We start from the raw sequence: 23,388 nt of genomic DNA on the forward strand, positions 1-23,388 counted from the left end.
CCCGGTCTTCATGCTTGCACCCCTTGCCGTAACGGCTTTGCTCATGGGGCTCGCTGGCGGGCCCCATTGCTTGGCCATGTGCTCCGCGCCTTGCAGTGCGATCATCGGCCAGGAGGCGGCGTGCTCGCAAGCGGGCAGCCCCGTCTCTCAGCCGGTTCAGTGGTTTCCCAAAGGTGGAACCTCTCGCCGGCTGTTCGCATTTCACTTCGGGCGCCTGGCGGGCTATGCCGGGGCGGGCGCCCTGGCCGCGCTGGCCATGGACAGCCTGGCATGGGTGACCCAGCAAACCATGGCCTTGAGTCCGGTATGGACCCTGATGCACGTGGCGGTCATGGCCTGGGGTTTGATGATGATGGTGCAGGCGCGACAGCCTGCTTGGGTAGAGCAGGCCGGGCGCACGGCCTGGCGCCGCGTGCAACCCCTTGTCCGCGCGCCGGGTGGGCTGCTGGTGGCGGGCGGGCTTTGGGCTCTCATGCCATGCGGATTGCTTTATTCGGCCCTGCTGGTGGCTGCGCTCAGCGGTAGCATGTTGCAGGGCGCTGTGACCATGGTGTTTTTTGGAGTGGGGAGTGGACTGTGGCTGGTGGCCGGACCCTGGCTGTGGGGGCGGCTGCGTTCACGCATCAACGCGGTGCGAGCCAGTTGGGGAACCCGGCTGGCGGGTGCGCTGCTGGTCGGGGTGGCGGGGTGGGCATTGTGGATGGATCTGGTTTACAAACCCTCTCTGTGGTGCAGATAACTTCAGCGGGAAGTGCCTTGGGTCACTCGGGCGGGTGGCGTCACGCCAGAATTTCATCGTTGGGATTGCGGGGCGCAATGGTCTGGACGGCGGCGATAATCCTTGTCACCAAGGGTGGTGCGCATGTCGCCATGTTTCTCCATGCATGCCGTGAAACTCCGTGAATTCTTCCCTCCTTATTGATACCGGTCAGCTTCGCATCGGCATGTATGTCCAGCCCGGCGTGGGCTGGATGCATCACGCATTCAACGACCGTTACGGCATCGTCGTGTCCGTCAATTCGACCAGACCGCTGAGGCCCGAGGTGTCGCGCGATGCGCTCGACTATCTGTCTCCACGCAAGCGGATCTGCGATTTCTTTGAGCGCGCTGCAGATCCTGGTCCTGACGAGGTGCACGCATGAACCCGCTACCACCGCAGTCTTGGCTGGATGGCCTGCAGGAAGCGGTGTGGCTCGTGGATGGCGGCAGCTTGTGCATCGTCCAGTCGAACAAGGCGGCGGAGCGACTGGTGGGCATGTCCGGTGAGGACATGGTCGGCAAGGCGGTGACAAGCCTGGCGGCAACACCCCAGGACTTTGCATTCTGGTCCGAGCCATTGGCCACTCTTGCGAAAGGCATTCACTCCCACACCAGCGTATGGCGGGCCGATGGTGTCCTGGTTCCGGTCGATCGGCGTGTGACCTGTGTACAGCACGACGGCGCTCCAGCGGTTTTGATGCTGACGATGCTGGACCGCAGTGCCCAGGAGGCTACCCAGCAGGAACTGGAGACCCTGCTGTCGGAATTGCGCTCCACCCTGGATTCCGCAGCCGATGGCATGCTGGTGTGTGGGCTTGACGGAGGCGTGCGCGCCTTCAACCAGCGGCTGGCGCACATCTGGAGCATCCCCCGCGAACTGCTGTTGCAGGGCAATGACACGGCGGTGCATGAGCACCTGGCCTCCCGGGTGGTGGATCGCAAGCACTACCAGGAACGTCTGAGTGCCATTGAGCGCGATCCGCTGCTGGAGAGCACCGACATCTTCCAGTTGTACGGCGGCATGACGGTGGAGCGTCGCGTTGTTCCGCAGCTTCACCAGGGCCACCCCGTGGGGCGTGTGTATTCCTTTCGGGATATCACCCGGCAGGCCGAAGCGCAGGCCAGCTTGCGCCTGGCGGCGCGGGTTTTCGATGCCAGCCTGGATGCCATTTTCATTGCAGACAGCAGGCACCATCTGATGCGCATGAACCCGGGCTGCGAGCGACTGCTGGGCCCTTGCGCAGCCGCGTCGGAGGGGGCCATGGCAGCGTCTCTGTTCGGCAGTGGTTCGGATGCCTCCTTCATGGAGCAGGTGCAGGCGGGTTGGGAAAGCGATGGTTTCTGGGAGGGTGAGCTCTGGCTGCCCCGTGACAATGGTGCTTACTGTGCCGTGCATCTGTCGTGGGTTGCCTTGCGCGATGACGATGGCCGGCTGATGCAGAGCATTGGTTTCATGCGAGACCTTACGCAGCAGCACGCGGCCAAAAAACGCATCGAGGAACTGGCGTACAGCGATGTCCTGACCGGTTTGCCCAATCGGCTGCTTCTTTCGCAGAGGGTGGAAACCGCTATCCAGGGCGCTCGCGCCAGCGATACGGGCTTTGCCATCCTTTTCCTGGACCTGGACCGGTTCAAGATCATCAACGACTCGCTCGGCCATCACTTCGGTGATCGCGTGTTGCAACTGGTCGCCGAGCGTCTGCAGGCTTGCCTGCGACAGACGGACATGCTGTGCCGGCTTGGTGGCGATGAGTTCGTGATTTACCTGCATGGCGCCGACGCTGTCGTGGCCGAAAGCGTGGTGCGCCGGATGCTGGATGACATGCTGAACCCCTTCTTGCTGGATGGCATGGGCTTTTCCATCCAGTGCAGCATTGGCATGGCGCTGTATCCGCAGGACGGCACCACCCTGGACGAACTCATCAAGCAGGCCGATACGGCCATGTACCGCGTCAAGGAGCGGGGGCGCGGCAGCTATGGCTTCTACCAACCGCAGATGAACGCCAACCTGCTGTCGCGCATGAAGCTGGAGCACGCCATGCGCCAGGCGCTGGGCGAGCAGCGGATGGCCGTGCACTATCAGCCCCGGGTGAACCTCGCTACCGGCCGGATCGTCGGCGCGGAAGCACTCATCCGATGGACCGACCCCGAGTTTGGCGTGGTATCTCCCACGCAGTTCGTGCCGCTGGCGGAGGAATCGGGCTATATCGTGACGCTGGGGGCGTGGGTCATGGAGCAGGCCGTGCGGGAGGCGGCGCAGTGGATGCGCGAGGGCATGCCCATTGTGGTGTCCGTCAATGTGTCTGCGCTGGAGTTTCGCCAGGCCGATTTCGTCAAGCGCCTGACGCGCCTGCTGGCTGTGCACCAGTTGCCGCCGACCTTGCTGGAGCTGGAACTGACCGAAACCATCCTGCTGCAGGACGCGCAGGAAATGGAACTGCGGTTGTTCTCCCTGGCCGCGCTGGGGGTGGGCCTGGCCATTGACGATTTCGGCACGGGCTACTCCAGCCTGGCCTATCTGAAGAAGCTGCCCATCGACAAGCTCAAGATCGACCAATCCTTCGTGCGGGGACTGCCGGAGGATGACGGCGACCGCGCCATTGTCAGCGCCATCGTCAGCATGGGGCATGCGCTGCATATCGAAGTGGTGGCCGAGGGCGTGGAAACCGTTGGACAGCGTGCCATGCTGCAGCAGCTGCAGTGCGGGCACTTTCAGGGATTCCTGTGCTCACCGGGCTTGCCAGGCGCCGAGTTCCGTCAATTGCTGTTCAACTCCAGCCACGGTCTGGCGCAGTTTGCACCGGTCAAATAACCGGGGTTCACCGGTGGTGTCAGCGGCGGGTGGCACGCTGACCTTGATTGCCTCGGAGGGGCGTCGTCTCAGAAAGCCGCCACGCCCTTCCAGAGCATGTAGGCCGCCAGCATCAGCAGCAGGCTGGCAAAAACCCGTTTGAGTTGTTTCACCGGCAGCTGGTGCGCCGCCCGCGCACCCAAGGGTGCGGTCAGCACACTGCAGGTGGCAATGACGGCCAGCGCAGGCAACCAGATGTACCCCAGCGAGCCCGATGGCAGGCCTGCCACAGACTGACCGCCCACCGCATACCCCACCACATTCGCCAGGGCAATGGGAAAACCCAGCGCGGCGCTCGTGGCAACGGCGTTGTGAATGGCCACGTTGCACCATGTCATGAACGGCACGCTGACAAAACCACCGCCCGCGCCCACCAGGCCAGACAGAAAACCAATCACCCCCCCGGCCGCCAGTTGTCCGCTGGTTCCCGGCATCTGCCGGGACGGCGCAGGCTTCTTGTCCCGAAACATCTGAAAGGCCGAGAAACTCACGAAAAGCCCAAAGAAGATCGCAAGAAACGCCCCCTTGAGCAACGCAAAAACGCCCAGGCTCGCCACCAGCCCGCCGATCACGATGCCTGGTGCCAGCCTGCGCACGATGTCCCAGCGCACGGCACCTCGCTTGTGGTGTGCGCGAACGCTGGAAACGGAGGTGAACATGATGGTGGCCATGGAGGTGGCAATGGCCATCTTGACCGCCAGGTCGGGGGGCACTTGCTGGTGACCCAGGATGTAGGTCATGAAAGGCACCAGCAGCATGCCGCCACCAATGCCGAGCAGGCCTGCCAGAAAACCGGTGCCCAGACCGAGGATTGCGAGTTCAACAACCAGAAGGGGTTCGAGCATCATGCCAAGAGGTCCGGGGGTACTGAATGTGCCGCATCTGCGCGGGGCGTTCCTGCGCCGACGGGAGAGAAAAGAGGGTGTCTGCAAGTGCCACCGGACCGGCATCCTGAACCGGGGGTTCAGGTGGGCGAGGGCAGCCAGGCGTTGGGTTCATCTGACGCGAGATGATCACGCTCACCGGGCGATGTACCAAGCCCGTGCTCAGTGAGCATTGGTTCAAGGAAATATAAAGCCCGGCAGCACCGCAGACGCCTCTATTGTAGGCGTTGGCTGCTCGGACTGCCGGCACTGCCCGATGCCAAGGTGGCAACAGGGGGCGTGCTGCACGCCCGTTCTTCAGAGCAGGCGCCCATCCTCGCCCAGGGCGTCGTCCAGGCGCTGCACGAGTGTCTGCAGCCGCAGGGCATCCGCGCTTGCGTTGACGGGCGGGCTGGCGGGCTCGCCGGGGTGGGGCACGGTGGTTGGATGGGTGGGCACCGCCGCCAGATCGGAGGCTTCCCGGTCGGCAATATCAAATGCCAGGTTCAGCGCCGCCAGCACGGCAATGCGTTCGCGTGCCCGCACCTTGCCGGCATCGCGGATGCGCGTCATGGCGGTGTCCACGCGCTCCACCGCTTCCAGCAATCGCGACTCGTGCCCCTCGGGGCAGGACAGCAGATAACTTTGCTGCAGTATCTGCACCTCGATTTGCTTCATTCGGCGTCCTTGGGAGGAGGGGATGGGGGCAGGCGTTCGAGCAATGCGTCCACCCGGGCGCGGGCGGCGCTCAGGCGCGATTTGAGGGAGTCGCGCTCCTGCGTGAGGGCCGACACTTGGCTTGCCAGCAGGGCATTGGTGCGTTGGAGTTCCGCGTGGCGCAAGAGCAGGCGTTCAACGCGGTCGGCAATTTGGTCGATGGTGGAGGGGGCGTCCATACAGCACACGATTGTAGAGGGCCGCACAGAAACCCCCTTAAAATCCTGCTGTTGGTGCTCGCGGTGTGGTTCACATACCGCAGTTCAACGGGAAGCAGGAGGAAAGGCCCAGCCGGGCTAATCCAACCTGCGCTGCCCCCGCAACGGTAAGCGGACGAATCGCCAGATTCCGCTTCCATCACTCAGCCACTGAGCGCCCTGAAACAGGTGCTTGGGAAGGCGATGGAAGTTGTTCCGCCAGCCCGGATACCGGCCAACGAGGTGGCGGCGCCTGCACGGGCGCTGCCGTGACGTCCATGCACTGGCGGGGAAGCCGGTGAGGACTTTTTGCCTGACTCTTTCATCCGATGAACTATTGCATCCGCCGCATGCGCCCTCTGGCGCTTCCCCTGGCTTTGGCCGCCGCATTCCCCGTCCACGCCCAAACTACCCTGTCCGAAACGGTGGTGACCGCCACCCGCGTCGAGTCGCGCGCCTCTGCCCTGCTCAGCGACGTCACGGTGATCGACCGTGAGACGATCGAGAACAACACGGGGCGCACTGTTCCGGAACTGCTGGCGCGCATGGCCGGCGTGCAGATGGCGGCCAACGGCGGCCTGGGCAAGAACTCCAGCGTGTTCATCCGCGGCACGGAAAGCCGCCATGTGCTGCTGCTGGTCGACGGTGTGCGCATGGGCTCGGCGACGACAGGCCAGGCCAGCTTCGACAACATTCCGCTCGAGATGATCGAGCGCATCGAGGTGCTCAAGGGGCCGGCGTCGGCGCTCTACGGCAGCGACGCGATCGGCGGGGTGATTCAGATCTTCACGCGCCAGGGGAGGGAGGGCATGCACCCCCATGCCAGCGTTACGCTGGGCAGCGAAGGACGGCGCGAGGCCACGGTCGGCCTGAGCGGCGGTCGCGGCGATATCTCCTACAGCCTCGGTGCCCAGACCCTGCGCGAGAAGGGCTTTTCCGCAACAAACCCGGCTGCAAGTTTCGGTAATTTCAACCCTGATCGCGACGGCTTCTCGCAGCAAAGCGTCAACGCCTCGCTGGCCTGGCGCTTCGCGCCGGACTGGAAGGCCGATGCGCGCCTGCTCTATGCCGACGGCAAGAACCATTACGACAGCGGTCCGAGCAGCTTTGACACCCATGCCGACGTGCAGTCGCGCGTCGGCGCGGTCGGCGTCGAAGGGCGCATCCTTGATGACTGGAAGACGCGCCTGAACTTTGCTTCGAGCGCCGACGATTCGACCAGTTTCGAGGGTCGCGCGCCCTCGCGCTTCAACACCACCCAGGACCAATGGGCCTGGACCAACGAGGTTGGCACGCGCGTGGGCAAGCTGCTGGTGGGCCTGGAGCGCTTGGTCCAGAAGGTGGACAGTACCACCGCTTACACGGTCACGCGGCGCAGCACTGACTCGGCCTTCGCGGGTATCGTCGGCGAGTACGGGCCCCATGGTTGGCAGTTCAACGCGCGCCACGACGACGACTCTCAGTTCGGGGGGGCAAGCACGGGTCTTGTGGCCTACGGCTACCGCTTCACGCCCCAGCTACGCCTGCACGGGGCCTACGGCACTTCGTTCAAGGCGCCCTCGTTCAACCAACTCTATTACCCTGGCTTCGGCAACCCGAACCTTCAGCCCGAACGTGGGCGCAATGCGGAGTTGGGCCTGTCCTACATGATGGGGCTGCATGAATTCAAGTTCGTGCGTTTTGATAACAGGATTCGCGGCTTCATTACTGGCACCACGTTGCCGGCGAACGTCCCTCGCGCGCGCATCGAGGGCTGGACCCTGGGCTACGACGCCCAGCTCGGCGTCTGGGGCCTGCATGCGGCGCTCGACCTGCTCGACGCGCGCAACACGCAAAACGGCCGAAAGCTGCCGCGCCGCGCTGATGAGCAGCTGACGGCCTCGCTCGATTACGCGACCGGCGCCTGGAAACTCGGCGGCACCCTGCTTGCGGTCTCCGAGCGCTTCGACGATACGGCCAACAGGGTGCGCCTATCCGGCTTTGCCACGCTGGACCTGCATGCCGATCACGCCCTGTCGCGCGACTGGACCCTGCAGGCGCGGCTGAACAACTTGGCCGACAAGCAGTACCAGACCGCCAATGGATTCAACCAGCCCGGCCGCGCCGTCTATCTGACGCTGCGCTACCAACCCAAGTAAGCTGGATTTCCCGATGAAAGCCACCGCCCGCTGTCCCGCCGTCTTGATCGCCGCCCCCGCCTCGGGCCAGGGCAAGACCACGGTGACTGCCGCCCTGGCGCGGCTGTATACGCGCAAGGGCCTGAAAGTGCGCGTCTTCAAGTGCGGGCCGGATTTTCTCGATCCGCACTGGCACCAGCTCGCCAGCGGTGCGCCGGTGCACCAGCTTGACCTGTGGATGACCGGCGAGGCCGATTGCACCCAGCGCCTGCACGCGGCAGCGCAGGAGGCTGACCTCCTCCTCATCGAGGGCGTGATGGGCCTGTTCGACGGCGATCCCAGCGCCGCCGACCTGGCCCAGCGCTTCGGTGTGCCGGTGCTGGCGGTGGTGGACGCCTCCGCCATGGCCGGCACCTTTGGTGCACTGGCGTTTGGCCTGCAGCATTACCGCCCGGGCCTGCCCTGGGCTGGCGTGCTGGCCAACCGGGTGGGCAGCGCGCGCCACGCCGACATGCTGCGGTCGGGCCTGCGGGCACCCGAAGACTGGCTGGGTGCGCTGATGCGGGTGACTGCCAGCGCCGATGCGGGCGCTGCCCGGTCTGCAGGGGCCTTGCTGCCCGAGCGGCACCTGGGCCTGGTGGCGGCGCACGAGCTGTCCGACAGCCAGCAGCGCCTCGATGCCGCCGCCGACGCGCTGGAGGCCACGCCGCTAGGGCAGATGGCAACCCCTGACCTGCAGCGCTGGGCGGTGGATTTTCCCGCGCCCGTGCACTTGCCGGCCGTGCCCGCCCTGCTCGAAGGGCGCACGGTGGCCGTGGCGCGCGATGCGGCGTTCTGCTTCATCTACGACGCGAATATCCAGCTGCTTGAGCAGATGGGCGCGCGCGTGGTGTTCTTCTCACCCCTGCAGGACACGGTCTTGCCCGCGTGCGATGCGGTGTGGCTGCCCGGCGGCTACCCCGAGCTGCACACCGCGCAGATCGCGGCCAACACCGGCATGCAGGCCAGCCTGCGCGCGCATGTGGCAGCCGGCAAAGCCCTGTGGGCCGAGTGCGGCGGCATGATGGCGCTGATGGAATCCATCACGCTGGCCGATGGCAGCACGGCACCGCTGTGGGGGCTGCTGCCTGGCCATGTCACCCTGCACAAGCGGCTGGCCGCGCTGGGGCCGCAGCAGGTGGACGTGGCGGGGCACACGCTGCGCGGCCATACCTTCCACTATTCGACCAGCGACAGCAGCGCGCCCGTGGTGGCCCGCACGTCCCGGCCTGGCGAAGCGCCTGCACCGGCGGCTGGCGAGGCGCTGTACCGGCAGGGCAGCCTGCACGCGAGCTACTTCCATGCGTGGTTTCCCTCCAGCCCCGAGGCGGCGGCCCATCTGCTGGGCGGAGTGCCTGCATGACCGTGTTGCCATTGCCCATCACCACCGAGCTCATCCTCGGCGGCCAGAAAAGCGGCAAGTCGCGCCGCGCCGAGCTGCTGGCGCGCGACTGGCTGGCGCAATCGGGCGACCACCGCGCCGTGCTCATCGCCACGGGGCAAGCCTGGGACGACGAGATGCGCGAGCGCATCGCCCGCCACCAGCGCGACCGCGCCCTGCGTGTGCCCGGCCTGCAGACCGTGGAAGAGCCGAGCGATCTGGCCGCCGCCTTGGCGCGCCACGGCACGGCGCACACCCTGGTGGTGGTGGACTGCCTGACGCTGTGGCTGACCCACTGGACCATGCCCATGGGTGCGGAAACCATGGGTCTTGAACAAAAGCAGGCTCTGGCGCATGGCTGGAAAGCGCAGGCAGCCATGTTTCTGGAAGCAGTTCGGCAATCCCCGGGCCCTGTGGTTCTGGTGGGCAACGAAATCGGCCTGGGAGTCATACCGCTGGGGCGCGAGGTGCGCGCCTTTGTCGATGCCCTGGGCACCCTGAACCAGCGGGTGGCCCAGCTGTGCCCCCGCGTCACCCTGATGGCAGCGGGCCTGCCCTTGACCTTGAAATGAAGCCATGAAACCAACTCCCGTGCGCCGCATCCTGTGGGTGATCGCCATCCTTGTCGCGCTGGGCCTGCTCATGGCGGGCCTCGCACAGGCGCAGGCATCCGCCCAGGCCATCCAGGTCACCGACGACCGGGGCCGCACCGTCACGCTGCCGCGGCCGCCCCAGCGCATCGTGAGCCTGCTGCCTTCGCTCACCGAAACCCTCTGCGCGCTCGACCAGTGCCACCGGCTGGTGGGCGTGGACCGCTATTCCAACTGGCCCGAGGCCGTCACGCGGCTGCCCCAGGTGGGCGGTGGGCTCGATCCGAACATAGAAGCCATCGTGGCCCTGCGGCCCGATGTGGTGGTCATGGCCACCTCGTCGCGCGCGTCGGCCCGGCTCGAATCGCTGGGCCTGACCGTGGTGGCGCTGGAGCCCAGGAGCCACGCCGACGTGCAGCGCGTGATGGGCAAGATCGGCCAGGTGCTGGCCGTGCCCGATGCGCTGCGCGTATGGCGCCACATCGATGCGGCGGTCGAGGCGGCGGCGCAGTCGGTGCCCCCTGCCGCCCGCAACGCACGCGTGTACTTCGAGGTGAATCGCGGGCCGTATGGCGCGGGCACCTCGTCCTTCATCGGCGAGACCCTTGCGCGCCTGGGCGCCCGCAACATCCTGCCGGCATCGCTCGGGCCTTTCCCCAAGCTCAACCCCGAATTCGTGGTACGGGCCGACCCTGACCTGATCATGATCAGCGCACGCAGCGTGGACGGCCTGGCCGAGCGTCCCGGCTGGAGCAGCCTGCGTGCCCTGCGCGAGCAGCGGCTGTGCGTGTTCTCCCCCGAAGAGGCGGACATTCTGGTGCGGCCTGGGCCGCGCATGGCCGAGGGCGCGCGCCTCATGGCACGCTGCCTGACCAGCAAGACGGTGCCTGCCGCCCGGGGCACTGCGGCGGGGCGTCCATGAGCCTGTCTGTGGCACGGCGCGGGCGCTGGCTGGGGTGGGCGCTGGTGGCGGCCAGCATGCTGCTGGTGCCGCTGGGCACGGGCGTGGGCAGCGTGGGGCTGGAGAACCTCTGGCCCGCGCTGTGGGGCGACGGCTCCGACTCCGCCTCCCGCGCTGCCCGTGATATGGCCTGGCAGATCGTGTGGGACATCCGCCTGCCGCGCACGCTGGGCGCCTGGTGCGCCGGGGCCTTGCTGGGCCTGGCGGGCGCCGTGGCGCAGGGGCTGTTTCGCAATCCGCTGGCCGACCCCTACCTGCTGGGCAGTGCCTCGGGTGCCTCGCTGGGCGTGGCCACGGCGCTGGCGCTCATGGGTGGCGGGGCGGGCATGGTGGGCAGCGCCAAGGGCGCGGCGGTGACCCTGGTGTTTTCCGGCCATTGGCTGGTGCGCCTGGGCCTGACGGGTGCCGCGTTCGCCGGTGCCGTGCTGGCGGTGCTGCTCACGCTGGCGCTGGCGCGCGGGGTGCAGCACACGCTGCGCCTGCTGCTGGCGGGCGTGATCGTGGGCGTGGTGCTGGGGGCGTTCACCTCGCTCATCCTGCTGCTGTCGCCCGATTCGCTGCAGGCCATGCAGGCATTTCTGCTGGGCTCCACCGGCTTCGTGGGCTGGACCTCATGCCTGCTGATGGCGGGGGTGTGGGGGCTGTGCCTCGTGGCGGCCTGGGCGCTGTCGCGCGTGCTCGATGGACTGGCGCTGGGCGAATCCACGGCGCACAGCCTGGGCCTGCCGCTGGCGCCGCTGCGCGCCGCTTTGGTGGCGGTGCTGGCGCTGGCCACCGGCACGGCCGTGGCGCAGACGGGCCTGATCGCCTTTGTGGGCCTGGCCGCGCCGCACCTGGTGCGCGCGGTGGCCAAGGTGCCGCACGGCCGCCTCATGGGGCTGGCCAGCCTGATGGGGGCGGTGCTGCTGGCGGCGGCCGACCTGCTCGCGCGCGGGCTCATCGCCCCGCAGGAGCTGCCGGTGGGTGTGCTCACCGCCGTGCTCGGTGGCGGCTACCTGCTGTGGCTCATGCACCGGCGCACGGGGCCAGGGGGGCTGCTGTAAATGGCAAACGCTCCTGAAAAAATAGCTATTGGCGCGGATGGAATCAGTGCCAGCATTGGAAAATCCCCCATATTGCATGGCGTGACGCTGCAGCTGCCGGCGGGCCGCTGGACCAGCATCGTGGGCCCCAACGGCGCTGGCAAGTCCACACTGTTGCGCGCGCTGGCGGGTCTCATGCCCTGCAGCGGCAGCGTGCATCTGCTGGGCCGCCCCCTGGCGCAATGGCACCGCGGTGAGCGTGCACGGGCGTTGTCGTGGCTGGGCCAGAACGAGGTGGCCGCCGATGATCTCATGGTGTACGACGTGGCCATGCTGGGCCGCCTGCCGCACCAGCCCTGGTTGTCACCGCCCAGCGGTACCGACCACGCCGCGGTGGAGCAGGCCCTGCGCGCCACCCAGGCGTGGGACTGGCGCCACCGCGCGCTGGGCCAGCTCTCGGGCGGCGAGCGCCAGCGCGTGCTGCTGGCCCGGCTGCTGGCGGTGCAGGCCCAGGTGCTGCTCATGGACGAACCCCTGGCCAACCTCGATCCGCCGCACCAGGCCGACTGGCTCTTGCTGGTGCGCGCCCTGGTGGCGCAGGGCACCACCGTGGTCAGCGTGCTGCACGAGGTGTCGCTGGCGCTGCAGGCCGATGACATGGTGGTGATGGCCGCGGGCCGGGTGCTGCACCACGGCGCCTGCGACGCCGCCGCCACCCAGGCCGCGCTGGAGCAGGTGTTTGACCACCGCATCCATGTGCGCCAGCTCGACGGCATGTGGATGGCGCTGCCATCCCTGCAGCGCAAGAACAACCAAGGAACCAAGGACGTGCCAGCATGAATATCGAATCGGGTTTTTCGCAGGTGGCGCAGGCGTTGCTGTGGCCGGTGCTGGTGCTGGTGGGGCTGGCGTTCGTTTACGCGCTGTGGTCGGGCGGCGCCACGCTGATGGAGGCCTGGCAGCGCTGGCGCCAGCCGCAATACCGCTCGCTGCGCGTGGCGCCCGGGCTGTCGATGGAAGAACTGGAGCTGCAACTGGTGCGCCAGGTGGAGCCCGTGCGCCTGCTCAGTCGCCTGTCGCCCATGCTGGGGCTGATCGCCACGATGATCCCGCTCGGCCCTGCGCTGCAGAGCGTGGCGGCGGGCAACGGCCAGCAGGCGCTGGCGGTGTTCAGCGGCGCCTTTGCGGGCGTGGTGCTGGCGCTGGCGGCTGCGTCGGTGGGGCTGGTGGTGTACTCGGTGCGCCGCCGCTGGCTGCTGGCCGAGCTGCTGGTGGTGCGCAAGGAGCGGGGGGTGGCGCAATGACCCTGAAGCACCTGAGCGTTCTGGCCGAGGACGACGACGACCCGATGCTGTCCGCCGTGAACCTGGTGGACGTGTTCCTGGTACTCGTCGTGGCGCTGCTCACGGCCGTGGCCGTTCAGTCGCAGACCAGTGCCCAAGAGCGCGTCACCATCATCCGCAACCCCGGCCAGCCCGACATGGAAGTCGTGGTGCGCGAGCAGGGCAAGGAAGTGCGCTTCAAGGGCGCGGGCAGCGCAGCGCAAGGGCAGGGCGTGCGCGCGGGCGTGGCCTACCAGCTCGAAGACGGCAACATCGTCTACATCCCCGAAACCGGCGTGGCACCCGCAGCCGATGCCGCCAGGCCATGATGAAACTGGTGCTGCGCGCGGCACTGTGGTGCCTGCTGCTGGCTGTGCCCCTGGTGCAGGCCGCGCCGTCTGCACCGGTGCTGCTGTGGCTGACCTCCGACATCACCACGGCCACGCGCACGGCCATGGTGCAGCGCCTGGCCACTGAGGCAGGCCTGGGCTTTGCGCACATCGACTACCCGCTCGCAGGCCCGGCGGTGCTGGATGCCGCCCAGTCCCAGCAGTTGGAGCGCGCGCTGGCGGGCGCTGCGCTGGTGTGGGTGGATGTTCCACACGCCAGCGTGGAAGCGCGCCTGCGCCGCATGGTGGGCCCCGCACTGGACGCCCCTGACGCGCGCACGCCCGGCCGCGTAGTCTGGGTGCCTGCGGGCACCCCGGCGGCCGACTTGGCGGGGCTGGATGCGCCTGCCCGCATGGTGGCCTACCTGCAGGCCGGCGGCCCGCGCAACCTGCAGCACGCCATGGCCCTCGCGCGTGCCGTGGTGGCGGGCGCGGCCCTGCCGGCCTTGCCTGCGCCCGAGATCCTGCCCGCCCGCGGCATCTACCATCCCGACGCCCCCGGTTTGCTGCCCCACGCCGCAGCGCTGGAGCAGTGGCGCGCAGGGCAGGGTGGCTTGCGCGGCCTGCCCGCCGTGGCCGTGCTGGTGCATCGCCACCATTTCGTGGACGGCAGCACCGAATGGCTGGATGCCTGGCTGCGTACCTTCCGCCAGCAGGGCCTGTTCGCCTATGCGGCGTTTGGCCAGCAGCTCACGGCGCAGACCCTGACCGACGTGCTGGAGCTGCCCGCCGCCAGTGGCGCCGGCGGCACCGGCCCGGGCCGCCTGCATGCTTCCGCCCTGGTGCTGCACCAGCTCGTGCCCCAGGCCGCCGCGCTGCAGCCGCTGCTGGCGCGCTGGGGCGTGCCGCTGCTGGCCACCCAGCCCTACCGCGCGGGCGATGCGGCGGCGTGGGAGGCCAGCAACACGGGCCTGTCGCTGTCCGACGTGCCGTTCTACCTGGCGCAGCCCGAGGCAGCCGGTGCCATCGATCCGGTCCTGGTCGCCGCCCACGGCGCCGAGGGCAGGGACTTTCATCTCATCGAGCGCCAGGCCCAGGCCGTGGCGGCCAAGGCACGGCGTCTGATCGCGCTGCAGACGAAACCCGCCGCCGACAAGCGCCTGGTGGCCATGGTCTACAACTACCCCCCGGGCGGCACCAACTTCGGCGCTTCGTTTCTCAACGTGCCGCGCAGCCTGGAGCAGGTGTCTGCCGGTTTGGCAGCGGCGGGCTACCGCACGCAGCGCATACCCGAGCAGGGCTGGATCGACGGCCTCAAGCCGCTGCTGGCCGCCTACTACCCTGGCGCCGACCCGCGCGCGCTGCTGCAAAGCGGCCAGGCTGCCGCGCTGCCGCTGGCGCGCTACGCGCAGCACCTGGCCACGCTGCCCCAGGCCGTGCGCGAGCGCATGAACGCGCACTGGGGCCCGCCCGAGAAAAGCCGCTATGTGGTGGACTGGCAGGGCGAGAAGGTGTTCGCCATTCCGCGCCTGCAGATGGGCCGGCTGACCGTGCTGCCCCAGCCCCCGCGCGAAGAAACACTGCGCCTGGGCCAGAACCCCTTCATGCACAAATCCAAGGCGCCGCTCTCGCACCACTACCTGGCGGTGTACCTGTGGGCGCAGCGGGAGGCCGATGCACTCATCCACTTCGGCACCCACGGCACGCAGGAGTGGGCCGGCGGCAAGGCGCGTGCGCTGGATGTGCATGACGACGCCTTGCTACCGCTGGGCGATCTGCCCGTGGTCTACCCCTACATCGTGGACAACCTGGGCGAGGCGCTCACGGCCAAGCGCCGGGGCCGCGCCGTGCTGGTGAGCCACCGCACGCCCGTGTTCGCGCCTGCGGGCTTCGAGGCGCGCATGGCCCACATGCACGAGGTGATGCACGAATGGGAGACCGTGGACGAAGGCCCCACGCGCCGTGCGCTCGAAAAGCAATTGGTCGCGCAGTTCGTGGAGCACCAGCTGCACCGCGATCTGGGCTGGAGCGCAGAGCGCATCGCGGCCGACTTCAGCGGCTTCCTCGAAATCCTGCACCCCTACCTGGACCAATTGGCACAAAGCTCGCAACCCAAGGGCCTGGCCGTGTTTGGCCGCGTGCCCGCGCCCGAGCAGCGGCGCGAGACCATCCTGCAGGCGCTGCGCAAGCCGCTGATTGAGGCGCTGGGCGAGGACATCGACGAGGCCTTCCTCATCCAGCACGACGCGGTGCTGGCCGCGCGCCCCGCGCGCTGGCTGGAAGTGGCATTGAAGGATGCGCAGGCTGCGAGCGTGCTGGACCTGCGCCCCGCGCTGCCAGCGCAAGCGGCATCCGACGTGGTGCGCGCCGAAGACCATGTGCCCAACCGCGCCGCGCGCAAGCCCATAGCCACGCCTGCGCTGCTGCAACTGGCCCAGCGCGCGCAGGCGCTGGAGCGCCTGCTGGCCACCGAGGGCGAGATGCCTGGCCTGCTGGCCGGGCTGGAGGGCCGCTTCCTGCCTGCCGCCTACGGTGGCGACCCGATCCGCAACCCCGACAGCCTGCCCACGGGCCGCAACCTCACGGGGCTGGACCCCAGCCGCCTGCCCACGCGCCAGGCCTATGCCGTGGCGCAGACGCTGTTCAACGACTGGTTCAAGGATTACCAGGCGCGCCATGGCGGCCAGGCGCCGCAGCGCATGGCGCTGTCGCTGTGGGCCGGCGAAACCCTGCGCCACCAGGGCATCATGGAGGCCCAGGCCCTGGTGGCCCTGGGCATGCGCCCGGTGTGGGACGACTCGGGCCGGCCGGTGCGCGTGGAGACCATCGCGGCCGATGAGCTCCAGCGCCCGCGCATCGATGTGCTCATGAGCATCACCGGCTCGTACCGCGACCAGTTCCCTGCGCTCATGGCGCTGCTCGACCGCGCGGTGACCCAGGCCGTCACGGCCGAGCCCGGCAATGTGATTGCGCGCAACACCGAGCAGATTGGCCAGGAACTGCGCAGGCAAGGCGTGCCCCGCGCCCAGGCCGATCAGCTGGCGCGCGTGCGCGCGTTCGGCAACGCGGTGGGCGACTACGGCACGGGCCTGTCGGACGCGGTGCAGAGCGATGGCCTGCAGACCAACGATGCGCGCCTGGGCCAGATGTTTTTGGAGCGCATGAGCCAGCCCTACCTGGACGGCGAGCCGGTGACGGGCGTGGCGGGTGGCACGGCGGCCAAGGCCCTGGGCGCGCACCTGCGCCGCACCGACGCCGCCATCCTCTCGCGCAGCTCGCACCTGTATGCCATGGTCAGCTCGGACGATCCGTTCCAGTACCTCGGCGGCCTGTCGGCCGCCGCCCGCGTGGCGGGCCGCACCCAGGGGCTGGAGCTGCATGTGGCCCAGCTGCAGGACGCGGGCGAGCCCACCACCGAGACCGCGCAGCGCGCCATTGCGCTGGAGATGCAGTCGCGCTACCTGCACCCCGGCTGGCTCAAGGCGCAAAAGGCCGAGGGCTATGCGGGCACGCTGCAGGTGCTCAAGGCCGTGCAGTTCGCCTGGGGCTGGCAGGCCGTGGCGCCCGACACGGTGCGCAGCGACCATTGGCAGAGCTTCTACGACGTGCTGGTGCGCGACAAGCACCGGCTGGGCCTGCCCGAGTGGCTCAAGGAGCACCCGCAGGCCTATGCCCAATCGCTGGAACGCCTGGTGCAGGCGCAGCGCCAGGGTTACTGGCAGGCCGATGCCGACACGCAAAAGCAGCTCGCGCAGAGGTACCAGGAACTGACGCGCGCCGCCCCGCTGGCGGCCGAGCTGCCCAGTGTGCGCCGCTGGGTGGAGCAGGCCGCGCAGGGTCCAGCCCGCGCGCCCACGGGCATGGCTGTGGCCACCCCGCCGTCTGCCGATCTGCCTGCGCCACCGCACCAGGCCGAGACTCCCCCGGCCACACCCGCAGCGCCTGCCATGGGCGTGCTGCTGGAGCGCCGGCCCGAGCGCGAAGCCGCCGTGACCCCGACCGCGCCGGTGGAGCGCATGGCCGGCATCGTGGCGCTGCTGGTCATGGCCCTCGTGGTGCTCGCTGGCGCTGTCTGGCAGGCCCGGCGCCCGTTTTCCCTGTCACCACAGCCGCAATTGGCCGGTCTGTGACACCCAACCTGTCTGAAAGAATGCCCACCATGCAGATCGAAACCCCACCCACCGAGAAACGCTACGAAAAGGCCGAGGGCGAGCGCCGGGGCCTGGTCATCGTCAACACCGGCGACGGCAAGGGCAAGAGCACGGCGGCCTTTGGACTGGCGCTGCGTGCGCATGGCCGCGGCAAGGCCGTGAAGATCTACCAGTTCATGAAGGTGCCTACGGCCCGGTTTGGCGAGCACCGCATGTTCGAGCAGATCGGCATTCCCATCGAAGGGCTGGGCGACGGCTTCAGCTGGAAGAGCCAGGATCTGGAGCACTCCGCGCAGCTGGCGCGCGACGGCTGGGAGAAGGCGCGTGCCGCCATCCTCTCGGGCGAGTATTTCATGGTGGTGCTCGACGAAATCACCTACCCGCTGATCTATGGCTGGCTGCCGCTCGACGGCGTGCTGCAGACCCTGCGCGAGCGGCCCCGCGACGTGCATGTGGTGCTGACCGGCCGCCGCTGCCCCGAAGAGATCATTGAACTGGCCGATACCGTGACCGAGATGAAGATGGTCAAGCACGCGTTCAAGGCCGGTGTACCCGCGCAGCGCGGGATCGAGGACTGATGGCGATGGCTGAGCAGGGCGCGGACAGCGCGGATAGCGTGAACCCATCACCCCAGGCCTTTGCGCCCGGCGACGCCCGGGCCGTGTACCGGGCGATCTTCGAGCGGCGCGACATGCGCCACTTCGCCGGTGGCCAGGTGCCGGACGACACGCTGCGCCGCCTGCTGGAGGCCGCGCACCATGCGCCCAGCGTGGGTTTCATGCAGCCCTGGCGCTTTGTGCGCGTGACCGACCGCGCCCTGCGCGAGCAGCTGCACGGGCTGGTCGAGGAGGAACGCGTGCTCACGGCCCGTGCCCTGGGCGAGCGCGAAGACGAATTCATGCGCCTGAAGGTGCAAGGCCTGCTGGAGGCCGCCGAGGTGCTGGCGGTGTCCCTGGCCGATGGCCGCGAGAAGCACATCTTCGGCCGCCGCACCCTGCCGCAGATGGACCTGGCCTCGGCCGCCTGCGCCATCCAGAACCTGTGGCTGGCGGCGCGTGCCGAGGGCCTGGGCATGGGCTGGGTGTCGCTGTTCGACCCCGCTGCCGTGGCCGGCCTGCTGCAACTGCCCGAGGGCGCCGAACCGATCGCCTTGCTGTGCCTGGGGCCGGTGCATGCGTTCTACGCCGAGCCCATGCTGGCCCAGACCCGCTGGGCGCAGCGCCAGCCGCTGCAGGCGCTGGTGTTCGACAATGCCTGGGGCCAGGCGAGCAGCCTGTTTGCAGAAGGGCCGGTGCCATGAATCTGGAGGCTGTGGGGTTGCCTGTATCGTTGGAGGCCGCGTTGTCCGGGGCGTTGGCGTTGTTGCTGGCGGTTTGGCTGGACCGGCTGGTGGGTGAGCCGCCCGAGCGCGCGCACCCGGTGGTGTGGATGGGGCAGGCACTGCGCTGGTGGGGCGAGCGGCTGGCGCCGTTGTCGCCCAAGGCGCAAGACTGGACGTGTTTTTGGGCTGCAGCGCTTGTCTGGTGTGCGCTGGCTGCTGTGGTTTTTGTGATTTTCTGGGGTGCCCAATGGGCCGCGCTGCAACTGCACTGGCTGCTGGCGGCGGCCTTGCTGGCGCTGCTGCTCAAGCCGCTGTTTGCCTGGCGCATGCTGTGCGACGAAGTGCTGGCCGTGGAAGCAGCCCTGGCCCGCTCGCTGCCCGAGGGGCGCGAACGCCTGGCGCGTCTGGTGAGCCGCGATGTGGCACAGCTCGATGCACTTCAGGTGCGCGAATCGGCCATCGAGTCGCTGGCCGAGAATCTCAACGACTCGGTGGTGGCGCCGCTGTTCTGGTTCGCGCTGCTGGGCCTTCCCGGTGCCGCGCTGTACCGCTTTGCCAACACGGCCGATGCCATGTGGGGCTACCCTGGCATGCGCGGCGGGCGCTACTGGCAATGGGCGGGCAAATGGGCCGCGCGGGCGGACGACGTGCTGTCGTGGCTGCCCGCGCGCCTCACGGCGCTGCTGCTGGCGCTGGCCACGCGGGGGCTGTCGCTGCGCGAGCTGGCGCGCCAGGCGCGCAAGACCCCATCGCCCAACAGTGGCTGGCCCATGGCGGCGATGGCGATGGCCCTGGGCGTGCGGCTGGCCAAGCCAGGCGTGTATGTGCTCAACAGAAAGGGCCGGGATGCGGGGCCGCTCGATACGCGGCGGGCCGAAAAGCTGGTGTCCATGGTGGTGATGGCGCTGGTGCCGCTGGCCGCGGTGGCGCATGTCCTGGTGGTGCTGGTAACCGCTGCATGAGCGTTTTTTCCGAAGCCTTGCCCCCCCACGGCGGCCCCGATGCGGCAGGTGTGCCGCTGCACGATTTCTCGACCAACAGCAACGCCTGCGGCCCTTGCCCCGAGGCGCTGCGCGCCGTGCAGCAGGCCGACGCCACCTGCTATCCCGACCCGGCCTACACAGCGCTGCGCGAAAGCCTGGGCGCCTTGCATGGCGTTGCGCCAGAGCGCATCGTGCTGGCCGGCAGCGCCAGCGAATTCATCCACCGCATCACGGCCCTGGCGGCGCAGCAGGGCGCGCGTGCCGTTGCGCTGCCCGCGCATTGCTATGGCGACTACCCGCAGGCGGCTCAGGCACGGGGCCTGGCATTGCTGCGGCCCACGGATGCAGGCAGCGCCAGCGTCGGCCTGCAATGGGCCTGCGAGCCCGGCAGCCCGCAAGGGCTGGCGGACCCCGCGCTGGGCCTGTGGGTGCAGGCCGCTGCCGATGCGGACCCCGCTGCTCCCCCGGTCCTGCGCGTGCTCGACTGCGCCTACGCACCGCTGCGGCTGGACGGCGTGGCGTGGTCCGGGCCTTCCGCAACGTCTGCACCCTGCTGGCAGCTGTGGACGCCCAACAAGGCCCTGGGCCTGACCGGGGTGCGCGCTGCTTACGCCGTGGCTCCGCCGGGCAGCGAGGTGCAGGCGCAGGTGCAGGCGCTGGCAGCGCTGGCACCCTCATGGCCCGTGGGGGCCCATGGCGTGGCCATGCTGCAGGCCTGGGTGCAGCCCGGCGCGCAGCGCTGGCGGGCGGCCAGCCTGGTCACCCTGGCGGCCTGGAAGCAGCGCCAGCTGGCCCTGTGTGAGCGTCTGGGCTGGGCCGTGCAGGGCGGCAGCCTGGCCAACTATTTTTGTGCCTTGCCCCCCGGTGGCATGCACGAGCGCGATGGGGCGCACCTGCGCGCTGCGGGTATCAAGCTGCGCGAGTGCACCTCGTTCGGCCTGCCGGGCTGGGTGCGGCTGGGGGTGCGGTCCCCGGCCGCGCAGCAGGCGTTGGAGATGGCCTGGCGTGCCCGCGCGCCATCGGCAGAAAAGAAGGACGTATGACACAACCCCCCAAGACATTGGCCCGCTGTGTGATGGTGCTGGGCACCACCAGCGGCGCCGGCAAAAGTTGGCTCACCACCGCGCTGTGCCGCTGGTACAGCAACCAGGGCCTGAAGGTCGCGCCCTTCAAGGCGCAGAACATGAGCAACAACGCCCGTGTAGTGGCCGGCCCCGACGGCTGCCTGGGGGAGATTGGCAGTGCCCAGTATTTTCAGGCGCTGGCGGCCCGCGCCGAGCCCGAGGTGCGCATGAACCCGCTCCTGCTCAAGCCCGAGGCCGACACGCACAGCCAGGTCGTGCTGATGGGGCAGGTGAGTGCCGAGCTGACCGCACTGCCCTGGCGCGGGCGTAGCGAAAAGGTCTGGCCGCAGATTGCCGCCGCGCTCGACGCGCTGCGCGCCGATAACGACGTGGTGGTGATCGAGGGCGCGGGCTCGCCCGCCGAGATCAACCTGCACGCCAGCGACATCGTGAACATGCGCGTGGCCCGCCATGCGCAGGCACGCTGCCTGCTGGTGACCGACATCGACCGGGGCGGCGCGTTTGCCCACCTGTACGGCACCTGGGCACTGCTACCCGAGGAGGAACGCGCGCTGATCCACGGCTTTGTGCTCAACAAGTTTCGCGGCGATGCCGCGCTGCTCGCGCCCGCGCCGCAGATGCTGCACGATCTGACCGGCGTGTCCACCGTGGCCACCATCCCCATGCAGTGGCGCCACGGCCTGCCCGAGGAAGATGGCGTTTTTGACGACCGCAGCACGGCAGCGGGTGCCGTGCACACCACCATCGCTGTGGTGGCCTACCCGCGCATCAGCAATCTCGACGAGTTCCAGCCGCTCAAGAACGTGCCCGGCGTGCGCCTGTTGTGGGCGCGCAGCCCGGCCGATGTGGTGGGCGCGGACTGGATCGTCCTGCCCGGCTCCAAGGCCACGGCCGCCGACCTGGCCTGGCTGCGCGCGCAGGGGCTGGATGCAGCCATCGCCGCCCATGCCGCGCGCGGCGGGCGCGTGCTGGGCATCTGCGGCGGCCTGCAGATGCTGGGCGAAGCGCTGATCGACCCGCACGGCGTGGACGGCAACGGCCCAGGCCTGGGGCTGCTGCCGCTGGTCACTGCGTTTGAGCCCGACAAAACAGTGCGCCACACCACGGCCTGTTTTGCCGAGCTGACCGGCGCCTGGGCCGGGCTGTCGGGCGTTGAAGTGTCTGGCTACGAAATCCACCACGGCCAGACCGCCCAGCACCCGGCCATGGCCACCAAGGGCGATGTGGCGCGCGAGGTGCTCGCCGGCCTGGCCTGGCAGAACGCCGCCGGCAACGTGCTCGGGCTGTACCTGCACGGTCTGCTGGAAGACCCTGCTGCGCTGCGCGCGCTGTTCGGGGCCGGTGCGCCCACGCTGGACGCGGTGTTCGACGGCCTGGCCGACGCGGTGCAGGCGCACTTTGCCCCCGGCGTGCTGCGCGCGTTGATCCAGTGATTCCGTCCACCATTTTTCAAGCTGATTCTGAAAGCGGTTTTTTCATGCACCACCCGACCCATTTCACCGTTCCCGCCATCGCCGACATTGGCGATGCCGCCCTCACCGCGCGGCTGCAACATGTGCTCGACCACAAGACCAAGCCGCTCGGCTCGCTCGGCCGCCTGGAGCGCCTGGCCCTGCGCATCGGTCAGGTTCTGGGCAGCGAGGCGCCGCAGCTGGTGCAGCCTCAGATGGTGGTCTTTGCCGGCGACCACGGCCTGGTGGCGCGCGGCGTTTCGGCCTACCCGAGCGATGTCACCTGGCAGATGGTCGAGAACTTTCTGGCCGGCGGCGCCGCCGTGAGTGTGCTGGCGCGCCAGCACGGCCTGGCGCTGAACGTAGTGGACTGCGGCGTGGCCCGTGACATCGCGCCGCGCGAGGCCGCACCCGGCCAGCCCCGCCTGTGGCTGCGCAAGGTGGCGCCAGGCACGCAAGACGCCAGCATCGGCCCGGCCATGAGCGCCGCGCACTGCGCGCAGGCGCTGGCCAACGGCATGGAGGTGGTGCGCGGCCTGCCCGGCAATGCGCTGCTGCTGGGTGAGATGGGCATTGGCAACACCTCGGTGGCCTCGCTGCTGCTGGCGCGCTTGTGCGGTGTCTCGCTGCAGGACTGCACCGGCGCCGGCACGGGCCTGGACGCCGCCGGCATCGCCCGCAAGCGCGCCGTGCTGGAGCAGGCACTGGCCGCCAATGCCCACGCCACGGCGCCACTCGACGCCCTGGCCGCGCTCGGCGGTTTCGAGGTCGCCACCATGACCGGCGCCGTGCTGCAGGCCGCCGCCGAGCGCCGCGTCATCGTGGTCGATGGCTTCATCACCACCGCCGCCGTGCTGGTCGCCGCGCGCCTGCAGCCCGCCGTGCTGCAACGCTGCGTGTTCGCCCACAGCTCGGGCGAGCCCGGCCACGCTCTCATGCTGACACAGCTGCAGGCCGAGCCCCTGCTGGACATGGGCCTGCGCCTGGGTGAGGGCTCGGGCGCAGCGCTGGCCTGGCCGCTGCTGCAATCGGCCTGCGCGATGCTGCGCGAGATGGCGAGCTTTGAGGCGGCAGGGGTTTCGGAGCGGGGTGCGGCGTGATGGCGCCCCGGTGCTGAGCGCGGGGGATGCCGTCGGTCTGTCGGAAGGGAGTGCCAGGGCAATCGCATCTAAAAAATAGAGTCAAATCCAACGACACTGCAGCGCTTGAGTAATCTGCCAAGCGCTGTTTAGATGAGCCTGCTGCAACA

Annotated in this window: 21 protein-coding genes, 1 other RNA gene and 1 riboswitch; of the genes, 18 read left to right on the forward strand and 4 right to left on the reverse strand. The window is 68.9% G+C overall.

Annotation, left to right across the window (positions count from 1 at the left end; all coding sequences use genetic code 11):
* The first annotated feature begins 10 nt into the window (after positions 1 to 10).
* From BLW02_RS07690 to BLW02_RS07700, 3 genes are all read left to right on the forward strand, one after another.
* A complete protein-coding gene (locus BLW02_RS07690; protein ID WP_092697765.1) occupies positions 11 to 739 on the forward strand; it encodes a sulfite exporter TauE/SafE family protein in 729 nt (242 codons plus the stop codon).
* A 160-nt stretch (positions 740 to 899) separates the two neighbouring features.
* Complete coding sequence (locus tag BLW02_RS20410; protein WP_425285653.1) at positions 900 to 1,142, forward strand: hypothetical protein; 243 nt, start codon at positions 900 to 902, stop codon at positions 1,140 to 1,142.
* Positions 1,139 to 3,571 (forward strand): sensor domain-containing protein, encoded by a 2,433-nt coding sequence (locus tag BLW02_RS07700; protein ID WP_092697767.1) that lies wholly within the window; start codon positions 1,139 to 1,141, stop codon positions 3,569 to 3,571. The genes BLW02_RS20410 and BLW02_RS07700 overlap by 4 nt, the downstream gene beginning before the upstream one ends.
* A gap of 68 nt (positions 3,572 to 3,639) precedes the next feature.
* Here the strand turns inward: BLW02_RS07700 and BLW02_RS07705 are convergent, their stop codons facing one another.
* The 4 genes from BLW02_RS07705 to BLW02_RS07715 all read right to left on the reverse strand — a co-directional run bounded on the left by BLW02_RS07705 (position 3,640) and on the right by BLW02_RS07715 (position 5,369).
* On the reverse strand, positions 3,640 to 4,455 hold the full coding sequence (locus tag BLW02_RS07705; protein WP_092697787.1) for a sulfite exporter TauE/SafE family protein: 816 nt from the start codon (positions 4,453 to 4,455) through the stop codon (positions 3,640 to 3,642).
* A gap of 74 nt (positions 4,456 to 4,529) precedes the next feature.
* Positions 4,530 to 4,709, reverse strand: a non-coding RNA gene (ssrS, locus tag BLW02_RS20415) — 6S RNA.
* Positions 4,710 to 4,791: 82 nt separating this feature from the next.
* Positions 4,792 to 5,151, reverse strand: coding sequence for a cell division protein ZapA (locus BLW02_RS07710; RefSeq protein ID WP_092697768.1), 360 nt, complete (start codon positions 5,149 to 5,151; stop codon positions 4,792 to 4,794).
* Positions 5,148 to 5,369, reverse strand: coding sequence for a cell division protein ZapB (locus BLW02_RS07715; RefSeq protein ID WP_092697769.1), 222 nt, complete (start codon positions 5,367 to 5,369; stop codon positions 5,148 to 5,150). The genes BLW02_RS07710 and BLW02_RS07715 overlap by 4 nt, the downstream gene beginning before the upstream one ends.
* A gap of 35 nt (positions 5,370 to 5,404) precedes the next feature.
* A riboswitch (cobalamin riboswitch) is annotated at positions 5,405 to 5,641 on the forward strand.
* A 75-nt stretch (positions 5,642 to 5,716) separates the two neighbouring features.
* On the opposite strand from BLW02_RS07715, the gene BLW02_RS07720 reads away from it, so the two are divergent.
* Genes BLW02_RS07720 through cobT form a run of 15 tightly spaced genes read left to right on the forward strand, consistent with a single transcriptional unit; the run spans position 5,717 to position 23,239 of the window.
* A complete protein-coding gene (locus BLW02_RS07720) occupies positions 5,717 to 7,525 on the forward strand; it encodes a TonB-dependent receptor domain-containing protein (protein WP_139285337.1) in 1,809 nt (602 codons plus the stop codon).
* 13 nt (positions 7,526 to 7,538) lie between these two features.
* The gene (locus tag BLW02_RS07725; protein ID WP_092697770.1) at positions 7,539 to 8,906 is read left to right on the forward strand and encodes a cobyrinic acid a,c-diamide synthase CobB; all 1,368 of its coding nucleotides are present in this window, start codon (positions 7,539 to 7,541) and stop codon (positions 8,904 to 8,906) included.
* Positions 8,903 to 9,496 carry a bifunctional adenosylcobinamide kinase/adenosylcobinamide-phosphate guanylyltransferase gene (locus BLW02_RS07730; RefSeq protein ID WP_092697771.1) on the forward strand — a complete coding sequence of 198 codons (594 nt, stop codon included), beginning with the start codon at positions 8,903 to 8,905 and terminating at the stop codon, positions 9,494 to 9,496. The genes BLW02_RS07725 and BLW02_RS07730 overlap by 4 nt, the downstream gene beginning before the upstream one ends.
* Before the next feature lie 4 nt (positions 9,497 to 9,500).
* A complete protein-coding gene (locus BLW02_RS07735; RefSeq protein WP_092697772.1) occupies positions 9,501 to 10,436 on the forward strand; it encodes an ABC transporter substrate-binding protein in 936 nt (311 codons plus the stop codon).
* Positions 10,433 to 11,518: a FecCD family ABC transporter permease gene (locus BLW02_RS07740; protein ID WP_208859701.1), complete on the forward strand. Its 1,086-nt coding sequence runs from the start codon at positions 10,433 to 10,435 to the stop codon at positions 11,516 to 11,518. Before BLW02_RS07735 ends, BLW02_RS07740 begins: the two co-directional genes overlap by 4 nt.
* Positions 11,519 to 12,337 carry an ABC transporter ATP-binding protein gene (locus BLW02_RS07745; RefSeq protein WP_092697773.1) on the forward strand — a complete coding sequence of 273 codons (819 nt, stop codon included), beginning with the start codon at positions 11,519 to 11,521 and terminating at the stop codon, positions 12,335 to 12,337.
* On the forward strand, positions 12,334 to 12,801 hold the full coding sequence (locus tag BLW02_RS07750) for a hypothetical protein (RefSeq protein ID WP_092697774.1): 468 nt from the start codon (positions 12,334 to 12,336) through the stop codon (positions 12,799 to 12,801). The genes BLW02_RS07745 and BLW02_RS07750 overlap by 4 nt, the downstream gene beginning before the upstream one ends.
* A complete protein-coding gene (locus tag BLW02_RS07755) occupies positions 12,798 to 13,148 on the forward strand; it encodes a DUF2149 domain-containing protein (protein ID WP_092697775.1) in 351 nt (116 codons plus the stop codon). The genes BLW02_RS07750 and BLW02_RS07755 overlap by 4 nt, the downstream gene beginning before the upstream one ends.
* A complete protein-coding gene (gene cobN, locus BLW02_RS07760) occupies positions 13,145 to 17,278 on the forward strand; it encodes a cobaltochelatase subunit CobN (RefSeq protein WP_092697776.1) in 4,134 nt (1,377 codons plus the stop codon). The genes BLW02_RS07755 and cobN overlap by 4 nt, the downstream gene beginning before the upstream one ends.
* 29 nt (positions 17,279 to 17,307) lie before the next feature.
* Entirely contained in the window at positions 17,308 to 17,877 is a 570-nt protein-coding gene (cobO, locus tag BLW02_RS07765; protein ID WP_092697790.1) for a cob(I)yrinic acid a,c-diamide adenosyltransferase, read from the forward strand.
* A 5-nt stretch (positions 17,878 to 17,882) separates the two neighbouring features.
* Positions 17,883 to 18,599, forward strand: a complete 717-nt coding sequence (bluB, locus tag BLW02_RS07770) for a 5,6-dimethylbenzimidazole synthase (protein ID WP_092697791.1) — start codon at positions 17,883 to 17,885, stop codon at positions 18,597 to 18,599.
* Positions 18,596 to 19,582, forward strand: a complete 987-nt coding sequence (gene cbiB, locus BLW02_RS07775; protein ID WP_092697777.1) for an adenosylcobinamide-phosphate synthase CbiB — start codon at positions 18,596 to 18,598, stop codon at positions 19,580 to 19,582. Before bluB ends, cbiB begins: the two co-directional genes overlap by 4 nt.
* Entirely contained in the window at positions 19,579 to 20,646 is a 1,068-nt protein-coding gene (locus BLW02_RS07780) for an aminotransferase class I/II-fold pyridoxal phosphate-dependent enzyme (RefSeq protein WP_092697778.1), read from the forward strand. Before cbiB ends, BLW02_RS07780 begins: the two co-directional genes overlap by 4 nt.
* A gap of 32 nt (positions 20,647 to 20,678) precedes the next feature.
* Positions 20,679 to 22,121 (forward strand): cobyric acid synthase, encoded by a 1,443-nt coding sequence (locus BLW02_RS07785; RefSeq protein WP_208859704.1) that lies wholly within the window; start codon positions 20,679 to 20,681, stop codon positions 22,119 to 22,121.
* A 44-nt stretch (positions 22,122 to 22,165) separates the two neighbouring features.
* On the forward strand, positions 22,166 to 23,239 hold the full coding sequence (gene cobT, locus BLW02_RS07790) for a nicotinate-nucleotide--dimethylbenzimidazole phosphoribosyltransferase (RefSeq protein ID WP_092697792.1): 1,074 nt from the start codon (positions 22,166 to 22,168) through the stop codon (positions 23,237 to 23,239).
* Positions 23,240 to 23,388: the final 149 nt, after the last annotated feature.

This window comes from Acidovorax soli (genome assembly GCF_900107605.1).
GTDB lineage: Bacteria > Pseudomonadota > Gammaproteobacteria > Burkholderiales > Burkholderiaceae_C > Acidovorax > Acidovorax soli.

Excerpts from the sequence above, each read along its gene's own strand:
- BLW02_RS07785 (WP_208859704.1), top strand. The coding sequence starts at position 20,679 with ATGGTGCTGGGCACCACCAGCGGCGCCGGCAAAAGTTGGCTCACCACC.
- BLW02_RS07705 (WP_092697787.1), bottom strand. The coding sequence starts at position 4,455 with ATGCTCGAACCCCTTCTGGTTGTTGAACTCGCAATCCTCGGTCTGGGC.
- BLW02_RS07735 (WP_092697772.1), top strand. The coding sequence starts at position 9,501 with ATGAAACCAACTCCCGTGCGCCGCATCCTGTGGGTGATCGCCATCCTT.
- BLW02_RS07710 (WP_092697768.1), bottom strand. The coding sequence starts at position 5,151 with ATGAAGCAAATCGAGGTGCAGATACTGCAGCAAAGTTATCTGCTGTCC.
- BLW02_RS07755 (WP_092697775.1), top strand. The coding sequence starts at position 12,798 with ATGACCCTGAAGCACCTGAGCGTTCTGGCCGAGGACGACGACGACCCG.
- BLW02_RS07750 (WP_092697774.1), top strand. The coding sequence starts at position 12,334 with ATGAATATCGAATCGGGTTTTTCGCAGGTGGCGCAGGCGTTGCTGTGG.
- BLW02_RS07730 (WP_092697771.1), top strand. The coding sequence starts at position 8,903 with ATGACCGTGTTGCCATTGCCCATCACCACCGAGCTCATCCTCGGCGGC.
- cobO (WP_092697790.1), top strand. The coding sequence starts at position 17,308 with ATGCAGATCGAAACCCCACCCACCGAGAAACGCTACGAAAAGGCCGAG.
- BLW02_RS07700 (WP_092697767.1), top strand. The coding sequence starts at position 1,139 with ATGAACCCGCTACCACCGCAGTCTTGGCTGGATGGCCTGCAGGAAGCG.
- BLW02_RS07725 (WP_092697770.1), top strand. The coding sequence starts at position 7,539 with ATGAAAGCCACCGCCCGCTGTCCCGCCGTCTTGATCGCCGCCCCCGCC.
- BLW02_RS07720 (WP_139285337.1), top strand. The coding sequence starts at position 5,717 with ATGAACTATTGCATCCGCCGCATGCGCCCTCTGGCGCTTCCCCTGGCT.
- BLW02_RS07745 (WP_092697773.1), top strand. The coding sequence starts at position 11,519 with ATGGCAAACGCTCCTGAAAAAATAGCTATTGGCGCGGATGGAATCAGT.
- bluB (WP_092697791.1), top strand. The coding sequence starts at position 17,883 with ATGGCTGAGCAGGGCGCGGACAGCGCGGATAGCGTGAACCCATCACCC.
- cobN (WP_092697776.1), top strand. The coding sequence starts at position 13,145 with ATGATGAAACTGGTGCTGCGCGCGGCACTGTGGTGCCTGCTGCTGGCT.
- cbiB (WP_092697777.1), top strand. The coding sequence starts at position 18,596 with ATGAATCTGGAGGCTGTGGGGTTGCCTGTATCGTTGGAGGCCGCGTTG.
- BLW02_RS07715 (WP_092697769.1), bottom strand. The coding sequence starts at position 5,369 with ATGGACGCCCCCTCCACCATCGACCAAATTGCCGACCGCGTTGAACGC.
- BLW02_RS07690 (WP_092697765.1), top strand. The coding sequence starts at position 11 with ATGCTTGCACCCCTTGCCGTAACGGCTTTGCTCATGGGGCTCGCTGGC.
- BLW02_RS07780 (WP_092697778.1), top strand. The coding sequence starts at position 19,579 with ATGAGCGTTTTTTCCGAAGCCTTGCCCCCCCACGGCGGCCCCGATGCG.
- BLW02_RS07740 (WP_208859701.1), top strand. The coding sequence starts at position 10,433 with ATGAGCCTGTCTGTGGCACGGCGCGGGCGCTGGCTGGGGTGGGCGCTG.
- cobT (WP_092697792.1), top strand. The coding sequence starts at position 22,166 with ATGCACCACCCGACCCATTTCACCGTTCCCGCCATCGCCGACATTGGC.